Source organism: Streptomyces sp. NPDC048696 (assembly GCF_043198895.1).
In the GTDB taxonomy this organism is placed as follows: Bacteria; Actinomycetota; Actinomycetes; order Streptomycetales; family Streptomycetaceae; genus Streptomyces.
In genome coordinates, this window is sequence record NZ_JBICVJ010000006.1 from 1 (window position 1) to 18,308 (window position 18,308).

Here is an 18,308-nt window from a genome sequence, read left to right on the forward strand (position 1 = left end):
CCAGATGTGGAAGCCTCGTAAGGGGTGGAGCTGACTGGTACTAATAGGCCGAGGGCTTGTCCTCAGTTGCTCGCGTCCACTGTGTTAGTTCTGAAATAACGAACGGCCGTGTTGTTGCCCGGTTTCGTTAATTTCATAGTGTTTCGGTGGTCATAGCGTTAGGGAAACGCCCGGTTACATTCCGAACCCGGAAGCTAAGCCTTTCAGCGCCGATGGTACTGCAGGGGGGACCCTGTGGGAGAGTAGGACGCCGCCGAACAATCATTGCGGGAAGCCCCGCACCAAGATCCGAAATGGATCGCGGTGCGGGGCTTTTTTGCGTTCCGGCATCATCGACGGCTGCCGTCCGTCTAGCCTGGGGCCCCATCGTGCCGGACGAACGAGGAGCCCCGAGAATGACGCAGCGCGCGGCAGACGGTCACCACGAGATCCAAGTGCGAGGAGCACGGGAGAACAATCTCAAAGGCGTCGACGTAGACATCCCGAAGCGGCGGTTAACCGTCTTTACCGGCGTATCGGGCTCGGGCAAGTCCTCGCTGGTCTTCGGCACCATCGCCGCCGAGTCGCAGCGGTTGATCAACGAGACGTACACCGCCTTCGTGCAGTCCTTCATGACCAGCGCCGCCCGCCCGGACGTCGACGCCCTGCACAACCTGACCACGGCCATCGTGCTCGACCAGGAGCGGATGGGCGCCAATTCGCGCTCCACCGTGGGCACCGCCACCGATGCCTTCACGATGCTCCGGATCGTCTTCAGCCGTCTCGGTGACCCGCACGTGGGAACGTCCAGCGCCTTCAGCTTCAACACCCCCGAAGGCATGTGCCCGCGCTGCGAAGGCATGGGCGAGGTCACCGCCATGGACCCCGACCAGCTCGTCGACCGGGAGAAGTCCCTCAACGAGGACGCGATCACCGTCCCCAACATGGGCGTCGGCACCTACAACTGGGAGACCTTCGCCAGCACCGGCCTGTTCGACCCGGACAAGAAGCTGAAGGACTACACGGACGCCGAATGGGAGGACTTCCTCTACAAGCCGGCGACCAAGGTGAAGATCGGCACCAAGAGCTTCAACTACGAGGGCCTGGTCGTAAAGATCCAGCGGGTCTATCTCAACAAGGACCGTGAGGCCATGCAGCCGCACATCCGCGCCTTCGCGGACCGCGCCGTGTCCTTCGCGGACTGCCCCGACTGCGGCGGCAGCCGCCTGAGCCAGGCCGCTCTCGGCTCCCGTATCAAGGGCGTGAACATCGCCGAGTGCGCGGCCATGCAAATCAGCGACCTCGCCGCGTTCGTACGGGGGCTCGACGAGCCGTCCGTAGCCCCGTTGCTCGTCAACCTCATCGGCCTGCTGGACTCCCTCGTCGAGATCGGACTCGGCTACCTCAGCCTCGACCGGAGCACCGGCACTCTCTCCGGCGGCGAGGCCCAACGGGTCAAGATGGTGCGGCACTTGGGCTCCAGCCTGACCGATGTGACGTACGTGTTCGACGAGCCCACCACCGGACTGCACCCGCATGACATCGCCCGGATGAACGACCTGCTGATCCGGCTGCGGGACAAGGGCAACACGGTGCTCGTGGTCGAGCACAAGCCGGAGGTCATCGAGATCGCCGACCATGTCGTCGACCTCGGGCCGGGCGCGGGCCAGCACGGCGGCGAGATCTGCTACGGCGGCGATGTCGCCGGGCTGCGCGCCTCCGGCACGCTGACCGGCCGGCACCTCGACCACCGGGCACGGCTGCGCGAGACGTTCCGCGAGCCGAGTGGTCACCTCTCGATCAAGGGAGCGGCCCAGCACAACCTCCGCGACGTCGACGTGGAGATCCCGCTCGGTGTGCTGACCGTCGTCACCGGTGTGGCGGGCTCGGGCAAGAGCTCGCTGATCCACGGCAATCTGGCCGGCCGCGACGGTGTGGTCGTCGCCGATCAGTCACCCATCCGCGGCTCCCGGCGCAGCAACCCGGCCACGTACACCGGACTGCTCAACCCGGTCCGTAACGCCTTCGCGAAGGCCAACGGGGTCAAGGCGGCTCTGTTCAGCGCCAACTCCGAAGGTGCCTGCCCCACCTGCAACGGCCTCGGCCTGATCTTCACCGATGTGGCGATGATGGGCCAGGTCGCCTCGGTGTGCGAGCAGTGCGAGGGGCTACGGTTCACGCCCGAGGTGCTGACGTACACCCTGAACGGCAAGAACATCAGCGAGGTGCTGGGCATGCCGGTGGAGGAGGCCGTCGAGTTCTTCCCCTCCGGCCAGGCACACGCCATCGTCTCCCGCCTCGCGGACGTCGGCCTCGGCTACCTGCGCCTCGGCCAGCCCCTGAACACCCTGTCCGGCGGCGAGCGTCAGCGGCTCAAGCTCGCGATCCACATGGCGGAGGACCGCTCGGTGTACGTCCTGGACGAGCCGACCACCGGCCTCCATCTCGCCGATGTCGACCAACTGCTGGCCCTGCTCGACCGGCTGGTCGACTCCGGTAACACCGTCATCGCCATCGAGCACCATCAGGCGGTGATGGCCCACGCCGACTGGATCGTGGACCTCGGCCCCGGCGCCGGCCACGACGGCGGCCAGGTCGTCTTCACCGGCACCCCGGCCGAACTGATCTCGGATGCGGATACTTTGACCGCGCGTCACCTCCGTGAGTACGTGGCTTAGGCTGTCGCTCCTTGTCCTGGCCGCTCGGTCGTCCTCTGGCGATCGGGCGGCTGCGGAGTGGAGGCCGTAGTGACAGAGAGCTGCGGACCGGGGGTTCTGTCAGGTGGCGGCGTCGGGAGCGTCGGGAGCGGCGGGCACGGACGCGCCCGCCGCCGTCCTCGCCACGGCCTCCGCCTCCTTGGCCAGCTCGGCGCAGCCCGCGCGGCCCGCCGGAATCAGCTGTCGCAGCAACCGCTCGCCGGTGGCGTAGGCGGCGGAGGCGAGGACGGGAACGCCCGCCTCCCCGGCTGCTATCGCCAGCCGGAAGTGCTCCCCGACGACACTCATCCCCAGCCCGTAGTTGTGCCAGCCCTGAGCACTCGTGTCCTCGGCAGCATCCGGCCCGGCCTCCGCTATCGGGACGTCGAGCGCCGTCTGCACCGGCTCCGAGACTGTCCCCGGTCCGAGCGACGCCGCCCGCGGATCATCCGCCCCGAGCGCGGTCACCACGCCGCGCAGTGCGGCCGCGGCCGATTCCAGGGATTCCCTCTCCCGCTCCAGCCGGGCGAGGGTGCATCCCTCCGACGCCCTGCTCCACGCCGTGTCCTGGAGGGAGACATAGAGCCGCTGGGCGCGGGCTGCCTGAGCCAGGTCGCCGATCAGCTCCAACTCGTGGCTGAGCGTGCGGAGCCGGGGCCGGTCGGCGCCCGAGTACGGCCCGGGCTCGCGCCCCTGGCGCAAGGAGCGCAGTATCTCGGCGTCCGGCCCGGTGTCGTCCAGCATCCGTATCAGCGCGGCCCGGGCGTGCTCGGTGAGACCCTGGCGGTCGGCGAGCGCGATCCAGGCCAGCTCGCCCTCGTCGGCCGGGTCCGTCCCGTACTCGGACTCGTCGAGGTCCCTGGCCCAATTCGCCAGCGCCGCCGCGTCCTGCGGCATACCACCGAGGCCGCACCACGTGTCGTACGTCGTCTCATGGACCTCGCGCAGCAGCGGCAGATCCTCCGGCAGTCCGCGCAGACCCACCAGGACGACGGCGAGGCGCAGTTCGTCGCTCATCCCGGCCTCGTCCGCCTCGCGCTTCATCAGCTGGCGAAGGAACGGCAGGTCCTCCTCCCGGCGGTCGTACTGCGCCGCCCGCAGCACCACGGCCCGACGGGTGCCGTCCCCGGCCACCTCCTCCCAGGCGGCCGGATCTGCCCGCAGCAGCGCCAGGTCCGCGCGGCCCGGACCGAGGACGGTCTGCCAGAGCGGCGGACGGGGATGCCGGTCCAGCGGCTCGTAGGCAAGCAGTTCATCGGCGTTGAGCAGCAGATATTCGGGCTCGGTGCGGATCAGCGCGTCGTAGAGCCGGGCGACCAGTTCGGTGGGGGAGCGCTCGGGCAGCCCGAGCCCGGCGCGCAAGTCGGCTCGGAAGGTGGCGAGTTCCGGAACATACTCAAGGAACTCCTCCTCCAGCTCAGCCAGGTCGTCCCGGATCCGCTGTTCGCCGTCCGGACTGTCCGCCGGGGCCAGCGAGACGCAGTCGTGCCAGGAGGGCAGTCCGACGATCACCTCCAGCGCCTCGGTGACACTGTCGCCGATCAGCCCGGCCTGGCCCTCCGACGACGCGTACAGCACACGCCCGCCGTCGCACACGAAGAACGTGCCGCCGGTGTCGTCGCCCGCTATCGGCACCAGAGAGCCCCCCGAGGCCAGCCGGACCGCTTCCACGTGATCGGCCCGGTCCAGGTCGAAGTTGAAGGGGTACGCGGCCAGTTCGGCCAGGTCGGGTCGCTGTCGCAGCAGGTCCAGTGCGTGATCGGTCATGTCACAGAACGTAACAGCCCCCACTGACAACGCCGTTGTGCAGCCGCTGCCGGAGGGGTTCTACGCGGGCTGGAGCAGGTCCCAGCGGTTGCCGTACAGGTCCTCGAAGACCGCGACCGACCCGTACACCTCGTGCCGGGGGTCCTCCAGGAAGCGCACACCGGCGGCCGTCATCCGTGCGTGGTCGGCCGCGAAGTCCTCGGTGTGGAGGAAGAAGCCGACCCGGCCGCCGGTCTGCGCGCCGATGCTCGCGCGCTCGGTCTCGTTCTTGGCGCGGGCCAGCAGCAGGGACGCGGTGCCGGTGCCACGCGGCCGGACCACCACCCAGCGGGAGCCGTCCCCGCGATCGGTGTCCTCGACCAGTTCGAATCCGACCGCGTCGGTGTAGAACGCGATGGCTTCGTCGTAGTCGCGGACGACGAGGGCGATGAGCGCGATATGGGACATGGCATGAGGTTATACGTATGACTCCGGCCGGGCCAAGCCGCCACGAGCCGGAGCTCCCCAGGGGCTGGAATCAGTAGCCTGTTCGGTGCTGGAACAATGCCGCACATGGAGCCCGTCCACCTCGATCGTCTCGTCGAGCGCGCCCGGCTGCTCGCCGTGCCCGGCCGCCGACGCGTGCTCGGCATCGCCGGGCCGCCCGGAGCCGGGAAGTCCACCCTGGCCGGGCGGCTGGTCGAACGGCTGGGAGGGCGGGCCGTGCTCGTGCCCATGGACGGCTTCCATCTCGCCCAGGCCGAACTGGTCCGCCTCGGGCGCGCCGGTCGCAAGGGCGCACCGGACACCTTCGACGCCGCCGGGTACGCCGCCCTGCTCACCCGGCTGCGCACCCCCGAGCCCGGCACGGTGGTGTACGCGCCGGCCTTCGACCGCTCGCTGGAAGAGCCGGTCGCCGGGAGTATCCCGGTCGACCCCGCGGTACCTCTGGTGGTGACAGAGGGCAACTACCTGCTGCACGACCAAGGCGCGTGGGCACCGGTCAGAGGTCTGCTCGACGAAGTCTGGTACCTGGACGTCGACGGGGAGGAGCGGGTGCGCAGGCTCGTCGAGCGGCATGTCCGGTTCGGGAAGGCCCGCCCGTACGCCGAGCGATGGGTCAGGGAGTCCGACGAGGCCAACGCGCGCGTAGTGGCCGGTGGCCGGGACCGTGCGGATCTTGTCGTGAGCACCGCAGGTGCTGGGTAGGCTCGGCCTTCACCGGGCGTGGGAACAGCGTAGGGATCTACCACGGGGCTACCGTGTGACCCGTGTGACGGAAGGCAGCTGACGTGGGGATATTCCGACGAGGGCCGAAGCGCGACCGGAGCGACACGCCCCGCGACGCGGAGTTCGGCTATTTCTCGGCCGACGAGGGCTCGCGCTTCCGTGCCCACGCGCGCGAGGCGTTCGCCGAACAGGGCCTGGAGGTGACCGTCTACGCCGACTTCGTCAAGGACAGCGGCGGCCGCCAGTTCGGCCTCGGAAACCTCGCCGCGGTCTGCCACAACGACCGCCGCGGACCGCGTGTGTGGCCGGAACTGATTCGTCGCCATGTCGGCATGGTGCTGCGCACCATGGACGGGCCCTCCGCGCTCGACACCCTCTCGCCCGAGCAGATCCGCGCGCAGCTCTACCCGCGCGTGATCAGCCAGACGGGTCTCGACCCACAGACCTTCAGCTACGCGCGCGGTATCGCCCCCGGCCTGTACGAGATCCTCGCGCTCGACCTCCCGGAGAGCGTCATGATGCTCACCGACGAGGCGCTGGAACCGCTGGGCCCGATCCCCGAACTGCGCGCCCAGGCCCTGGCCAACCTGCGGAATCTGCCCGTCGAGTCGCACGAGACCGTCAAGGGCGAGGACGGCATGCGGTTCGAGGTGGTCGTCGGCGACTCGTTCTACACGGCCAGCCGGGTGCTCGCGCTGGATGCCCTGGTGCCGCGGCTCACCGGCCGCGAACTGACGCCGGACGGGGCCCTCGTCGCCATGCCGTTCCGCCACCAGCTCGCGTTCCACGTCATCCGCGACTCCGGCATGATCCCCGCCCTCAACGCCATGGCGTCGTTCGCCGCGTCCGGTTTCGAGGACACCCCCGGCTCCATCAGCCCGTTCGTCTACTGGTGGCGCGACGGCACGCTGACGCAGCTCAGCGACCGCGAGGACCACGGCGACGGGCTGCGGATCGTCGTCGGAGACGACTTCCAGGAGCTCCTGGAGCGACTGGTGGGGGACAGCCAAGAAGGCGCCTGAGCCGGCGTCGGCGCGGATCTGCGCGAACCATGCGCGCGCCCGGCTTTGTGACCCGAAATCCCGATCGCGTTCGCCACGGCGCGAGGGCAGGATGAGGCCATGTCGATCACACCCGCACCCGCGCCGTTCACCGCCGACGACTACCGCGCCCGGATGGCTCGTGCCACCGAGTCCGCCGCCGCTGCCGGACTGGCCGGTCTGCTCGTCGCGCCCGGGCCCGACCTGGTCTATCTGACCGGCTATCAGCCGACCGCGATCACCGAGCGGCTGACCGTCCTGGTCCTCGCGGCCGGACAGGACCCGGTCCTCGTCGTGCCGAAGCTGGAGGCGCCCGACGCGGAGCACGCCCCCGGGGCCGCCGCGCTCACCCTGCGGGACTGGACCGACGCCGTCGACCCGTACGCCCTGACCGCGCCCCTCCTCGCGCCTTCCCGGACCGCCGGTTCCGCACGCCGGTTCGGGGTCAGCGACAACGCCTGGGCGTTGCACCTGCTCGGCTTGCAGCAGCGGCTTCCGGAGACTTCCTTCACGGCGCTCACCGAGGCGCTGCCGATGCTGCGGGCGGTCAAGGACGAGCACGAGCTGGCGCGGCTGGAGGCGGCCGGGGCAGCGGCGGACGAGGCGTACGGAGCGATCCTGAAGGTCCGGTTCGCGGGCCGCAAGGAGACGGACGTCGCGGCGGATCTGGCCGCTCTGCTCATCGAGTACGGCCACTCACAGGTGGACTTCACGGTCGTCGGCTCGGGGCCCAACGGCGCCAATCCGCACCACGAGGCGGGCGACCGGACCATCGCGCACGGCGACATGGTCGTCCTCGACTTCGGCGGCCTCAAGCACGGCTACGGCTCGGACACCACCCGTACCGTCCACGTCGGCGAGCCCAGCGCCGCCGAACAGCGCGTCCACGACGTAGTCCGTGAGGCCCAGCGGGCGGGGTTCGAGGCGGTGCGGCCGGGGGTGGCCTGTCAGGACGTCGACCGGGCGGCGCGCGCGGTGATCGAGGAGGCCGGATACGGCGAGTACTTCATCCACCGCACCGGCCACGGCATCGGTGTCACGACCCATGAGCCGCCCTACATGATCGAGGGCGAGGAGCAGCCGCTTGTGCCGGGCATGTGCTTCTCCATCGAGCCGGGCATCTATCTGCCGGGCCGTTTCGGCGTGCGGATCGAGGACATCGTCACGGTCACCGCGGACGGCGGCCGCAGTTTCAACAACACCGCGCGCGAGATGGCAGTCGTCGAATAGTCAACCGTTCACGGGGCCGAGCACCGCGCAGCTCTCGGGCGGCAGCAGGAACCCGCCGTCCGGGCGCGGCGGTTGCACCGGCTCCCACGCGGCGAGCACCCGGCAGTTGTTCCTGCCCAGGGGGATCACCGCGGGCTCCTTGCCGAGGTTGACCGCGGTTCTGAGGTCGCCGCGCCGGAAGGTGAGCCAGCGCGCCTCCTCGTCGTGGACGACCTTGACGGCGGCGATGTCGGGGTCGGTGAGGTCGGGCCGAGAGCGCCGCAGCGCGATCAGCTCGCGGTACCAGGCGAGCACGCGCGCGTGGGGCTCGTTCGCGAGCTCGCTCCAGTCCAGACAGGAGCGCGCCCTGGTGGCCGGGTCCTGTGGGTCGGGGATGTCCTCCTCGGCCCACCCGTGCGCCGCGAACTCCCGCCGCCTGCCGCTGCGTACGGCCTCGGCGAGCTCCGGATCCGGGTGGTCGGTGAAGTACTGCCAGGGCGTGCGGGCGCCCCACTCCTCGCCCATGAAGATCATCGGGGGGTATGGCCCGGTCAGGACCAGCGCGGCGGCGCAGGCCAGCAGCCCGGGGGAGAGGGTGGCCGAGAGCCGGTCCCCGAGCGCCCTGTTGCCGATCTGGTCATGGGTCTGGGAGTAGCCGAGGAAGCGGTGGGCGGGGGTTCTGGCGCGGTCGACGCGGCGTCCGTGAGTGCGGCCCCTGAAGCTCGAATAGGTGCCGTCATGGAAGAAGACGCGGGTGAGCGTCTTGGCGACGGCGGCGAGCGGGGCGCGCGCGAAGTCGGCGTAATAGCCCTGCGACTCGCCGGTGAGCGCGGTGTGCAGGGCGTGGTGGAAGTCGTCGTTCCACTGGGCGTGCAGCCCGAGCCCCGCCTCGGCGCGCGGGGCGGTGGTGCGCGGGTCGCACCGGTCGGACTCGGCGATGAGGAAGAGCGGGCGGCCGAGCTGGACGGAGAGCACGTCGACGGCCGCGGAGAGCTCTTCGAGGAACGGCAACGCGCGCGTGTCGGCGAGCGCGTGCACGGCGTCCAGACGCAGTCCGTCGAGCCGGTAGTCGCGCAGCCAGGCGAGCGCGCTCTCCAGGAAGTACGCCCGCACCTCGTCCGACCCGGCGGCGTCCAGGTTGACGGCGGCGCCCCAGGGCGTGTGGTGGGTTTCGGTGAAGTACGGGCCGAAGGCGGGGAGGTGGTTGCCGGACGGGCCGAGGTGGTTGTGCACGACATCGAGGACGACCCCGAGGCCGTGTCCGTGCGCCGCGTCGACAAATCGTTTCAGCCCGTCGGGGCCGCCGTACGGCTCGTGCACGGCCCAGGGCGACACGCCGTCGTAGCCCCAGCCGTGCCGCCCCGGGAAGGGGCACACCGGCATGAGCTCCACATGCGTGACCCCCAGTTCCGCCAAATGGGTGAGCCGGGCGGCCGCCGCGTCGAAGGTGCCCTCCTCGGTGTACGTCCCGATGTGCAGCTCGTAGAGGACCGCCGTGGGCAGCCTGCGGCCCGGCCAGGGGTTCTGCCAGCCGAAGAGGTCGTGGTCGACGACGGCACTGAGGCCGTCGGGCCCGCCCGGCTGGCGGCGCGAGCGGGGATCGGGCAGCGGCGGGCCGCCGTCGACGACGTACCCGTAACGGTCGCCGTCCCGGGCCTCGGCCTCGGCCAGCCACCACCCCGGCCGGACCGGATGCGGCTCCATGTCATGACGCGCGCCCGCCAGCTGGAGGCCGACCCGGTCCGCCTGCGGTGCCCACACCTCGAACAACATGCTCCATACCTTCCGTTGCCCGCGTACCGCCAACCGTGGAACAGGGCATCCATTGGTCGGCGGAAGGCGGGATCAAGGGCTAGAGGTTGTGGTTACCGGCCGTTAAGGTCCCGATCCATGACCCTGCCGCCGTTCCCGCACGGCTTCCTCTGGGGAGCCTCCGCTTCAGCCTTCCAGACCGAGGGAGCCGCCGCAGCCGAGGGCAAGGGCCCCTCCGGCTGGGACGTCTTCGCCGCCGAGCCGGGGCGGATCAAGGACGGCTCCGACGCCTCGCGGGCCACCGGCTTCCACGCCCGCTACCGCGAGGACGTCGCCCTGCTCGCGGGCCTGGGTGCCGGAGCCTTCCGCTTCTCCGTCAGCTGGCCGCGTGTCGTCCCAGGCGGCACCGGCCCGGTCAACGCCGCCGGGCTCGACTTCTACGACCGGCTCGTCGACGAACTGTGCGCCCAGGGCATCGCCCCCGCGTCGACGCTCTACCACTGGGACACACCGCTGGAGCTGGAGGAGCGGGGCGGCTGGCTCGACCGCGACACCGCGTACCGCTTCGCCGACTACGCGCGCGTAGTGGCCGACAGACTCGCCGACCGCGTCCCCATGTGGATCACCATCAACGAGCCCGCCGAGGTCACTCTGCTCGGCTACGCGCTGGGCGAGCACGCTCCCGGAAAGAAGCTGCTCTTCGACGCGCTGCCCGCCGCCCACCACCAGCTGCTGGCCCATGGCCTCGCGGTCGGTGCGCTGCGCTCGGCGGGCGCCGACAACATAGGCGTCGCCGTCTCGCACACACCGGTCTGGGCGGCCGGCGAGAGCGAGGAGGACCGTTTCGGCGCGGATCTGTACGACACCATCAGCAACTGGATGTTCGCCGACCCCATCCTGACCGGCCGCTACCCCGACGACGGCTTCGCGTCCCTGATGCCGGGCCCGCTCGCCGACGACCTCGCCGTCATCTCGACGCCCCTCGACTGGTACGGAGTGAACTACTACAACCCCACGCGCGTGGGCGCGCCCGCGCCCGAGGCCGTCGACTCCTTCGCCGGCTTTAGGATGCCCGCCGAACTGCCCTTCGGCATCAGGGAGATCGAGGGGTACGAGACCACCGCCTTCGGGTGGCCGGTCGTCCCCGACGGCCTGCGCGAGATGCTCGTACAGCTGAAGGAGCGGTACGGGGACCGCCTGCCGCCGGTGTACATCACCGAGAACGGCTGCTCCTACGAGGGCGTCGAGGACGACGGCCGCATCCGCTACCTCGACGGACATCTGCGCGCCCTGCACACGGCCATCGCCGAAGGCGTCGACGTACGTGGGTACTTCGTCTGGTCGCTCACCGACAACATCGAGTGGATCGAGGGGTCATCACAGCGCTTCGGGCTCGTCCATGTCGACTACGAGACGCTGCGGCGCACCCCGAAGGACTCCTACCGGTGGTACCGGGACGCGATCCGCGCCCAGCGCGCCGCACGGTGAGCCCAGGAGTGCCGCCGCCGCGGCACTCATGTCAGGTTCACCTACCGCTCTGTCCAGACCATGTTGATCGCACGCTCGAAGGTCACGTAACCCGCGCGCGCGAAGGCGTTCGCCATCGGCACGTTGCCGAGGTCCGTCGAGGCACGGATGCGCGGGACGTCCTCGGCGGCCAGGACGCGGGTGCCCTCGCCCAGGATGTCGTCGATGTAGCCCTGGCCGCGGTGGGCGGGCAGTACGCCGACGTACGCGATGATCGGGTGGTAGTTGTTGCGGGCCGCGATGACGAAGCCCACCGGGCCGCCGCCGTCCGGGAGTTCGGCGATCCGCCACCACTCCCGGGGCGTCCGGAAGGTGGCGAACTCCTCCTCGTACATCAGCTCGGCCGACTCGCGCGGTGTCATGGTGAGCAGTTCCGTACGGCTGTGCTCGTCGAGCGTGCCCTCCAGGACCAGCGTCATCAGGGACAGGAGCTCTTCGCGGTCCGTCGCCGGGCGGAACGTGAGCCGGGCGGAGGGCGCGGGTACCGCGCTTCCCGCGCGCCACTCCAGGCGCAGCCGCTCGACGAGTACGCGCGCGCCGGTCTCGGCCAGGATGTTCATCCGTGTCTCGACCACCTCGCGCGCGTGCGGGTCCTCGCGCCAGTCGCCGGGAGCGAAGCGGCCGTACTCGGGACGCGGCGCGCCGGCCGGGATCACCGCGGCGGTGGCGGTCTCCAGGAGCCGCAGTCCGACGGCGTGGCGCTCGGCGGGCGCAAGGGTGTCGTCGACGTCGAAGAAGTCGAGGGTGTACGGGGCTTCGTGGTCCGGCGGTGTCCACCAGGAGAGGCGGGCCAGCACGCGGTCCCCGCGCAGTGCCACCCACATCCACTCGGGACGGCGGCGGCCGGTGGTCAGATCGTCTTCGACCTCGTGGTCGAGCACGTAGGAAAGCTGCTGGAAGAGCCCGAGTTCCTCGGGCCCGGCGAGCGGACGGAAAGTGATGTCCGACGCGGAAGTCGTCAAGGGGTTCCCCTCAGAGGTGTAACGGTCGGCAGAACCCAACACCAGCGCCCGGGCGCCGGGCAAGGGGATTACGCAGGTCAGTGGGGATGGCGGCGCCGACCGGCAAACCGCGGCTCTGCTGGACACGCCGAGGCCGTCGGCCCGACAATCTCTGCTGTGACGTCGTCCTTCGAGTTCCACACGTATCCCGCTTCGCGGCTCTCCGACGCCGAGCGCGACCGTGTGCTCGACGTGCTCAGAGAGGGCGCCGCCCAGGGCAAGCTCTCGCACGACACCTTCCTGCGGCGGATGGAACTGGCGCTGTCCGCGCGCCGGCCCGAGGAACTGGCCGCGCTCACCGCCGATCTGGAGTCGGAGAGCCGCTGGTCCCGGGCGCTGTACGGCGCGGTGAGCCGCGTTTCCGGGTTCACCGTCGCCATGCGCCGGGCGTGGCAGTCCGAGCGGCTGCCGAAGCTGCTGTTCCCGGTGCCGGGGCCCTACCCGCTGCGCATCGGCCGTGATCCGCACAACGGGCTGCGGCTCAGCCACGAGACGGTTTCCCGGGTGCACGCGGAGCTGACCCACCAGTCCGGCGTGTGGGTGCTGCGGGACCTCGGCTCCACCAACGGCACCAGCGTCAACGGGCGCCGCGTGACCGGCGCGGTGGTCGTCCACGACGGGGACCAGGTGAGCTTCGGGCGGATGAGCTTCCGGCTCGCCACGAACTGAGCCACGAACGCCCGAGCCGGGAACCTGACCTGCGAGAACGCCCCCGCCCGGGCCGTTGTCAGTGGCGCCCCTCATCATGGCGGTATGAACGACGACCAGCAGCCCCGGGTGCGGCGCGCCCGCCCCGCCGATCTGCCGCGCCTGGCCGAACTCGCCGCGGAGCACGCGGTGTACGAGAAGGCCGCGCCGCCCGCGCCCGACCTCGCGGAGCGGCTGGAAGCCCTGCTCTTCGGCCCGGAGACTTCCCGGGTGCGCTGTCTGGTCGCCGAGACCCCGGACGGCGAGGTGGTCGGATACGCGAGCTGCGCCCCCGAGTTCTCCACCTGGCAGGCGCGTGAGTATCTGCACATGGACTGCCTTTTCCTCCGCGACGGCCACCGGGGCCTCGGCCTCGGCGCGCTCCTTGTCGACGCGGTGAAGGCCGAGGCGCGGGTGCTGGGCATCACCGAGGTGCAGTGGCAGACGCCGGTCTGGAGCGAGGGGGCGCGCCGGTTCTACGACCGAATAGGCGCGACCGGCCGCGAGAAGATCCGCTACGCCCTGCCCGCCGACGCGGACGCGTAACGGGGGCCTCGGACGCGTCACCGCGACCAAGCCCTTCGAGCGGTCCCGCTCGACCGGCGCTCACTGCTGGTGGAGACCGCGGCCCGCGAGGGTCAGGAACGTCTCGCCGACCGCTTCCGACAGGGTCGGGTGGGCATGGATGTGGCGGGCCACATCGGACGGTTCGGCGTCCCAGCCGACGATCAACTGGGACTCGGCGATCATCTCGGAGACGTTCGGGCCGACGAGATGGACACCGAGGACCTGGCCGTCGCGCTCGGCGACGACCTTCACCACACCGCCCTGGCCGTGCACCATCCCCTTGGCGACGGCCGTGAGAGGCATCGCGTTGACGACCACGTCGTGCCCGCGGTTGCGGGCGTCCGCCTCGCTCAGCCCGACGGAGGCGGTCTGCGGAGAGGAGTACGTGACACGGGGCACCGCCGCGTAGTCGACCGGCGGTGACGCCAGACCGGCGAGGGTTTCGGCCACGAGCAGGCCCTCGGCGAACGAGGCATGGGCCAGGCCCAGGGAGGGGGGAGGCAGCAGATCGCCGACGACATGGATCCCGGCGGCCTGGGTTTCCAGGCGCGCCCAGTCGGCGGGGGCCACGAACCCCCGCTCGTCCGTGGTCAGTCCGGCTGCCGCCAGGCCGAGGCCGCCGGTCACCGGGGCGCGGCCCACGGCCACCAGCAGCCGCTCCGCCTCCACGGTCCGGGTCTCGCCGCGTGAGGTGCGCACGGTCGCCCGTATGCCGTTCTCCAGCAGCTCGGCGGCGAGGAAGCGGGCGCCCGTCTGCACATCGATGCCGCGCTTCTTCAGACCACGGGCCAAGTGGCGGCTCACATCGGTGTCTTCGAGCGGTACGAGCCGGTCGGCGGCCTCGATCAGGGTGACGTCGGCGCCCATCGAGCGGTGGAAGGAGGCGTACTCGACCCCGATGGCGCCGCCGCCGAGGACGAGGACGGACTGCGGCAGTCCGGGGGCGAACAGCGCGTCGTCGCTGGTGACCACGCGCCGCCCGTCGGCCTCCAGGCCCGGCAGCATCCGGGGTCGGGAGCCGGTGGCGAGGACGATGCCGCGCCGGGCGGTGAACTCGCCGTGCCCATCGACGTGCACGGTGCGTGTGCCGGTCAGCCGGGCGCTGCCCTGGACCACGTGGACCCCCGCGTGCGAGAGGTGGCCCGCCACGCCCTTGTGGTTGCGGGAGACGATGTCGTCGCGGGTGGCCACCAGGGCGGGCCAGTCCACCGAGTCGAGCGTGGCCTTCACTCCCCAGCGCTCGCGGGCCTCGGCGATGCCGTCGACGAGTTCGGCGGCGTGCAGCATCGCCTTGCTCGGGATGCAGCCGCGGTGCAGGCAGGTGCCGCCGACCTTGTCGCGCTCGGCGAGGACGACGGTCAGGCCGAGGGCGGCGGCGCGCAGGGCGGTGGAGTATCCACCGGTGCCGCCCCCGATCACGATCACATCGGCCACTCGGTTGTCGTCCGCCACGGGGTTCACAGGGTTCTCGGTCATGGGTCCAGCTTCCGGCCGGGCCTTGTCATGAGTCCAAGGCAATGTTCTTGTGGGGTCGATGCACAACGCTTATGGGAGGGGTGGGGGCGAAGTGAGCCTGCGGCAGATGGAGTACTTCGTGGCCGTCGTCGAGGAATCCTCCTTCACGCGCGCGGCCGAGCTGTTGCATGTCACCCAGCCCGCGCTCTCGCACCAGATCAAGGCGTTGGAGAAATCCGTCGGGGGCGACTTGCTCGAACGGCTTTCGCGCGGCGTGCGCCTCACCCCCATGGGCCGCGCCTATCTGCCGCACGCCCAGCTCGCCGTGCGCAGCGCCGCGCGGGCTCAGCGAGCCGCCCGGGCGAGCGCCGGGGCGGCGGGCGGTGAGCTGCACATCGCGTCGGTGCACTCGGTCGCCGTGGGGATACTCCCCGACGTCTTCGCGCGGTGGCGCCGCGAACACCCCGGGGTGGGGCTCGTCCTGCACGAGTACGCGTCCACCGAGGCGCTGGAGGAGGAGCTCGAACGCGGCACCGCCGACCTCGCGGTGGGGCCCCGGCCGCGTCGCTGGGACGGACCCGTCGTGGAGGTCGGCCAGGAGGAGATCGCGCTGATCGTCCCCTTCGACGACCCGCTCGCCGAGCGTTCCTCGGTGCGGCTGGAGGAGCTGGCCGACCACAACTGGGTGCGGTGCGCGATGGAGCCGGTCGTCGAGGGGGTGCCGTTCCTCGACCTGGTCTGCGGCCGGGCGGGCTTCACGCCCCGCACCGCCCTGCGCACCGAGCACACCTCGACGGCGGTACGGATGGCCGCGGCGGGCGTCGGTATCGTCGCGGCCCCCTCGCACGTCGTACGGGGCGGGATCGGGGAGGACTGCGTGGTGCTGCCGGTCGACCCGCCCTGGAGCCGGGCCCTGGCGGTCTTCTCGCGCGTGGAGCTGACCGGGGCCGCCGCCGCGTTCACCGGTCTGCTGCGCGGGTCGGCGCCGTACGGAGGCAAGGACGAGTCAGCTGCGGCCGGTTGCTAGGCCCCGCTCGCGGCGACCCGCCTGAGCAGCGCGACGGGACGGTCGGCGAACAGGGTGCCCAGTCCCACCGCCCCCGTGAACTCCCGCCCGGCGCACAGGACATCCGCCCACACGCCTGCGGGCAGCGGCAGCGCTGTCGTGCCCCAGCCGCCCGACTCGGCCAGCCGCAGCGACAGCCGGGTCGCCGCCGTCACCACCTCGCCGGAGCGGCAGAACGCGAAGCAGTGTGCGGCCGCCGGACCCGTGGCGGTCAGTGGCTCGTACGTACCCAACTCCCCGAACACCCGTGGAAGTTCCCGGCGCAGCCGAAGAGCTTCGACCGAGATCTTCCACTTCTCGTCGGGAGCGGACTGAGGCCCGGACCCCGGAGCGGATGCCGGGAAGTCCACCGGTCGCCGATTGTCGGGATCGACCAGTGTCAGATACTCGGACTCCGTGCCCTGATAGACGTCCGGCACCCCCGGCATCGTCAGGTGCACGAGTGCGGCACCCAGCACGTTCGCGCGCGTGGCGGCGGTCAGGCCGCGGGAGAACTCCTCGATCTCCGCCGAGAGCGGCCCCGCAGGCCCCGCCGCCGCGAAGCGGGTCAGCGCGCGCTCGTACTCCGTGTCCTGTTCGGTCCAGCTGGTGTGCAGCCCGGCCTCGCGCGCGGACTTGAGCAGGACGCCGCTGAACCGCTCCTCCGTGACGTTGGCGCCGCCCAGGCCCACCGCCGTCTGCCAGGCCGTCCACGCCAGGTGCGGATCGGGTGCGGGCGCATCCGGTACGCGCGCGGTGGAGAGCCGGTCGAGAAGGGCCGCCCAGCGTCCCGGGCACTCGGACAGCGCCGCGATCCGCGCCCGTACGTCGGCGCTGCGCTTGGTGTCGTGCGTGGACAGCACGGTCCCGGTGGTCGGCCAGTCGCGGGCGATCCGGGCGCAGAAGGCATGGAACTCCTCCGGGGCGACGGCGGGCCGGTCGGGGGCGCCGCCCACCTCATTGGCCGAGAGCAGCGGTACGTAGCGGTAGAACGCCCTGTCTTCCAGGGACTTGGCCCGCAGCGCCGAGGCCGTCTGCGCGAAGCGGACCCGGAAGGCGCGGTGCCCGGGGCCGTCGCCGTACCGCCCGAGCGCCAGGTTGCGTACGGCGTCGACCGCCGTGGCCTCCTCCGGGACGGCGAACGCCCGCCTCGCTCGGCGTGCCATGTCCGTGGTCAGCACGTCCTCGGCGCCGAGCCCGTACGGCCGGTAGACCGGGATCCGGACCAGGAGCTCGCGCAGGGCGAGCCGCAGGGCCCAGGGCGCGTGGTCGCGCAGCGCGGGCTCGCGGGCGCACAGGCGCGCCGCCGCGCGCGTGAGGTGGTCCACTTCGGCGGCCAGCTCATGCGTGACGACTTCGTGGGCGGCGCGGCGCGCGGTCGGCTGCCAGCGTCCGCCCCGGTCGTCGTCAGCACCGATGAACTCCCGGTAGAGGGCCAGAAGTTCCTCGTGCCCGGCCGGATCGGTGAAGAGGCCGTCGATCCGGCCGAGCGCGTCGTAGCCGGTGGTGCCGGCGACCCTCCATCCCGCCGGCAGCGGCTCCACGCGCGCGAGGATCTTCTCGACCACGGTCCAGCAGCCGTCCGTCGCCTCGCTCAGCCGCCGCAGATACGTTTCGGGGTCGGCCAGCCCGTCCGGGTGGTCTACCCGCAGCCCGTCCACCACGCCGTCCCGGATCAGCTCCAGCACCTTGGCGTGGGTGGCGGCGAAGACCTCCTCGTCCTCCACCCGGAGGCCGATGAGCTCCGAAATGGTGAAGAAGCGACGGTAGTTGAGTTCGGTGCGGGCGAGCCGCCACCAGCCGAGCCGGTACCACTGGGCATCGAGCAGCTCAGGCAGCGCCAGCGCCTGCGTACCGGCGCGCAGCGGGAACTCATGCGCCTCGCCGTACGCCAGCACACCCTTCCGGCGGTCCACCGTGAGCCGGTCCAGCTCGCTCCCGATGTGCCCGGCCAGCACCGGCAGCAGCACTTTGCCGTCGCCCGCCGCCCAGTCGATGTCGAACCACTTGGCGTACCGCGAGTCGGGACCGTCGCGCAGCACCTCCCAGAGCTGCCGGTTGTGGCGGGGCACCGCCGCCATGTGATTCGGCACGATGTCGAGCACCAGGCCGAGCCCGGCCGCCCGCGCGGTGCGGGCGAGCCGCCGCAGTCCCTCCTCGCCGCCCAGCTCCGCACGTACGCGCGCGTGGTCGACGACGTCATAGCCGTGCGTCGACCCCGGCACCGCCTCCAGGACCGGCGACAGATGCAGATGGGACACCCCGAGCGAGGCGATATAGGGCACGGCGCGCTCGGCGGCACGGAACGGGAAATCCGGCTGGAGCTGCAGCCGGTAGGTGGCGGTGGGTGTCATGCGAACGTACGTACCCCGTC

The 18,308-nt window shown here is 71.2% G+C and carries 14 protein-coding genes and 1 rRNA gene; 9 read left to right on the forward strand and 6 right to left on the reverse strand.

Annotated features, from left to right (window positions below; all coding sequences use genetic code 11):
* Positions 1-142 precede the first annotated feature (142 nt).
* Together rrf and ACGFRG_RS13975 are read left to right on the forward strand one after the other, a co-directional pair.
* A 5S ribosomal RNA gene (rrf, locus tag ACGFRG_RS13970) occupies positions 143-259 on the forward strand.
* 136 nt (positions 260-395) lie between these two features.
* Positions 396-2,657, forward strand: coding sequence for an ATP-binding cassette domain-containing protein (locus ACGFRG_RS13975; RefSeq protein ID WP_393263783.1), 2,262 nt, complete (start codon positions 396-398; stop codon positions 2,655-2,657).
* A gap of 99 nt (positions 2,658-2,756) precedes the next feature.
* On the opposite strand, the gene ACGFRG_RS13980 is transcribed toward ACGFRG_RS13975, so the two are convergent.
* Together ACGFRG_RS13980 and ACGFRG_RS13985 are read right to left on the reverse strand one after the other, a co-directional pair.
* The gene (locus tag ACGFRG_RS13980; RefSeq protein ID WP_393263785.1) at positions 2,757-4,442 is read right to left on the reverse strand and encodes a hypothetical protein; all 1,686 of its coding nucleotides are present in this window, start codon (positions 4,440-4,442) and stop codon (positions 2,757-2,759) included.
* 60 nt (positions 4,443-4,502) lie between these two features.
* Entirely contained in the window at positions 4,503-4,889 is a 387-nt protein-coding gene (locus ACGFRG_RS13985) for a VOC family protein (protein ID WP_393263787.1), read from the reverse strand.
* A 105-nt stretch (positions 4,890-4,994) separates the two neighbouring features.
* On the opposite strand from ACGFRG_RS13985, the gene ACGFRG_RS13990 reads away from it, so the two are divergent.
* The 3 genes from ACGFRG_RS13990 to ACGFRG_RS14000 all read left to right on the forward strand — a co-directional run bounded on the left by ACGFRG_RS13990 (position 4,995) and on the right by ACGFRG_RS14000 (position 7,921).
* Entirely contained in the window at positions 4,995-5,630 is a 636-nt protein-coding gene (locus tag ACGFRG_RS13990) for a nucleoside/nucleotide kinase family protein (protein WP_361424529.1), read from the forward strand.
* Between the two features lie 83 nt (positions 5,631-5,713).
* Positions 5,714-6,673 (forward strand): hypothetical protein, encoded by a 960-nt coding sequence (locus ACGFRG_RS13995; protein WP_361424532.1) that lies wholly within the window; start codon positions 5,714-5,716, stop codon positions 6,671-6,673.
* 99 nt (positions 6,674-6,772) lie between these two features.
* The gene (locus tag ACGFRG_RS14000) at positions 6,773-7,921 is read left to right on the forward strand and encodes an aminopeptidase P family protein (protein WP_361424535.1); all 1,149 of its coding nucleotides are present in this window, start codon (positions 6,773-6,775) and stop codon (positions 7,919-7,921) included.
* Here ACGFRG_RS14000 and treZ read toward each other — a convergent pair whose 3' ends face one another.
* On the reverse strand, positions 7,922-9,673 hold the full coding sequence (treZ, locus tag ACGFRG_RS14005; RefSeq protein ID WP_393263789.1) for a malto-oligosyltrehalose trehalohydrolase: 1,752 nt from the start codon (positions 9,671-9,673) through the stop codon (positions 7,922-7,924).
* Between the two features lie 117 nt (positions 9,674-9,790).
* On the opposite strand from treZ, the gene ACGFRG_RS14010 reads away from it, so the two are divergent.
* On the forward strand, positions 9,791-11,140 hold the full coding sequence (locus tag ACGFRG_RS14010) for a GH1 family beta-glucosidase (protein ID WP_393263791.1): 1,350 nt from the start codon (positions 9,791-9,793) through the stop codon (positions 11,138-11,140).
* Between the two features lie 41 nt (positions 11,141-11,181).
* On the opposite strand, the gene ACGFRG_RS14015 is transcribed toward ACGFRG_RS14010, so the two are convergent.
* Complete coding sequence (locus ACGFRG_RS14015; RefSeq protein ID WP_393263793.1) at positions 11,182-12,141, reverse strand: GNAT family N-acetyltransferase; 960 nt, start codon at positions 12,139-12,141, stop codon at positions 11,182-11,184.
* A gap of 156 nt (positions 12,142-12,297) precedes the next feature.
* On the opposite strand from ACGFRG_RS14015, the gene ACGFRG_RS14020 reads away from it, so the two are divergent.
* Both ACGFRG_RS14020 and ACGFRG_RS14025 read left to right on the forward strand, forming a co-directional pair.
* Entirely contained in the window at positions 12,298-12,849 is a 552-nt protein-coding gene (locus ACGFRG_RS14020; protein WP_361424547.1) for a DUF1707 and FHA domain-containing protein, read from the forward strand.
* 84 nt (positions 12,850-12,933) lie between these two features.
* Positions 12,934-13,413 (forward strand): GNAT family N-acetyltransferase, encoded by a 480-nt coding sequence (locus tag ACGFRG_RS14025; RefSeq protein ID WP_393263796.1) that lies wholly within the window; start codon positions 12,934-12,936, stop codon positions 13,411-13,413.
* A gap of 60 nt (positions 13,414-13,473) precedes the next feature.
* On the opposite strand, the gene lpdA is transcribed toward ACGFRG_RS14025, so the two are convergent.
* Entirely contained in the window at positions 13,474-14,910 is a 1,437-nt protein-coding gene (lpdA, locus tag ACGFRG_RS14030) for a dihydrolipoyl dehydrogenase (RefSeq protein ID WP_393263798.1), read from the reverse strand.
* Between the two features lie 106 nt (positions 14,911-15,016).
* Here lpdA and ACGFRG_RS14035 point away from each other — a divergent pair, with 106 nt between their 5' ends.
* The gene (locus ACGFRG_RS14035) at positions 15,017-15,916 is read left to right on the forward strand and encodes a LysR family transcriptional regulator (RefSeq protein ID WP_361424980.1); all 900 of its coding nucleotides are present in this window, start codon (positions 15,017-15,019) and stop codon (positions 15,914-15,916) included.
* Here the strand turns inward: ACGFRG_RS14035 and treY are convergent.
* Positions 15,913-18,288, reverse strand: a complete 2,376-nt coding sequence (gene treY, locus ACGFRG_RS14040; RefSeq protein ID WP_393263800.1) for a malto-oligosyltrehalose synthase — start codon at positions 18,286-18,288, stop codon at positions 15,913-15,915. The two genes, ACGFRG_RS14035 and treY, sit on opposite strands and share 4 nt — an antisense overlap.
* Positions 18,289-18,308: the final 20 nt, after the last annotated feature.

Bases quoted from the DNA above. Each gene is read 5' to 3' on its own strand.
- ACGFRG_RS13975 (WP_393263783.1), top strand. From the start codon at position 396: ATGACGCAGCGCGCGGCAGACGGTCACCACGAGATCCAAGTGCGAGGA.
- ACGFRG_RS13980 (WP_393263785.1), bottom strand. From the start codon at position 4,442: ATGACCGATCACGCACTGGACCTGCTGCGACAGCGACCCGACCTGGCC.
- ACGFRG_RS13985 (WP_393263787.1), bottom strand. From the start codon at position 4,889: ATGTCCCATATCGCGCTCATCGCCCTCGTCGTCCGCGACTACGACGAA.
- ACGFRG_RS13990 (WP_361424529.1), top strand. From the start codon at position 4,995: ATGGAGCCCGTCCACCTCGATCGTCTCGTCGAGCGCGCCCGGCTGCTC.
- ACGFRG_RS14000 (WP_361424535.1), top strand. From the start codon at position 6,773: ATGTCGATCACACCCGCACCCGCGCCGTTCACCGCCGACGACTACCGC.
- treZ (WP_393263789.1), bottom strand. From the start codon at position 9,673: ATGTTGTTCGAGGTGTGGGCACCGCAGGCGGACCGGGTCGGCCTCCAG.
- ACGFRG_RS14010 (WP_393263791.1), top strand. From the start codon at position 9,791: ATGACCCTGCCGCCGTTCCCGCACGGCTTCCTCTGGGGAGCCTCCGCT.
- ACGFRG_RS14025 (WP_393263796.1), top strand. From the start codon at position 12,934: ATGAACGACGACCAGCAGCCCCGGGTGCGGCGCGCCCGCCCCGCCGAT.
- lpdA (WP_393263798.1), bottom strand. From the start codon at position 14,910: ATGACCGAGAACCCTGTGAACCCCGTGGCGGACGACAACCGAGTGGCC.
- ACGFRG_RS14035 (WP_361424980.1), top strand. From the start codon at position 15,017: ATGGAGTACTTCGTGGCCGTCGTCGAGGAATCCTCCTTCACGCGCGCG.
- treY (WP_393263800.1), bottom strand. From the start codon at position 18,288: ATGACACCCACCGCCACCTACCGGCTGCAGCTCCAGCCGGATTTCCCG.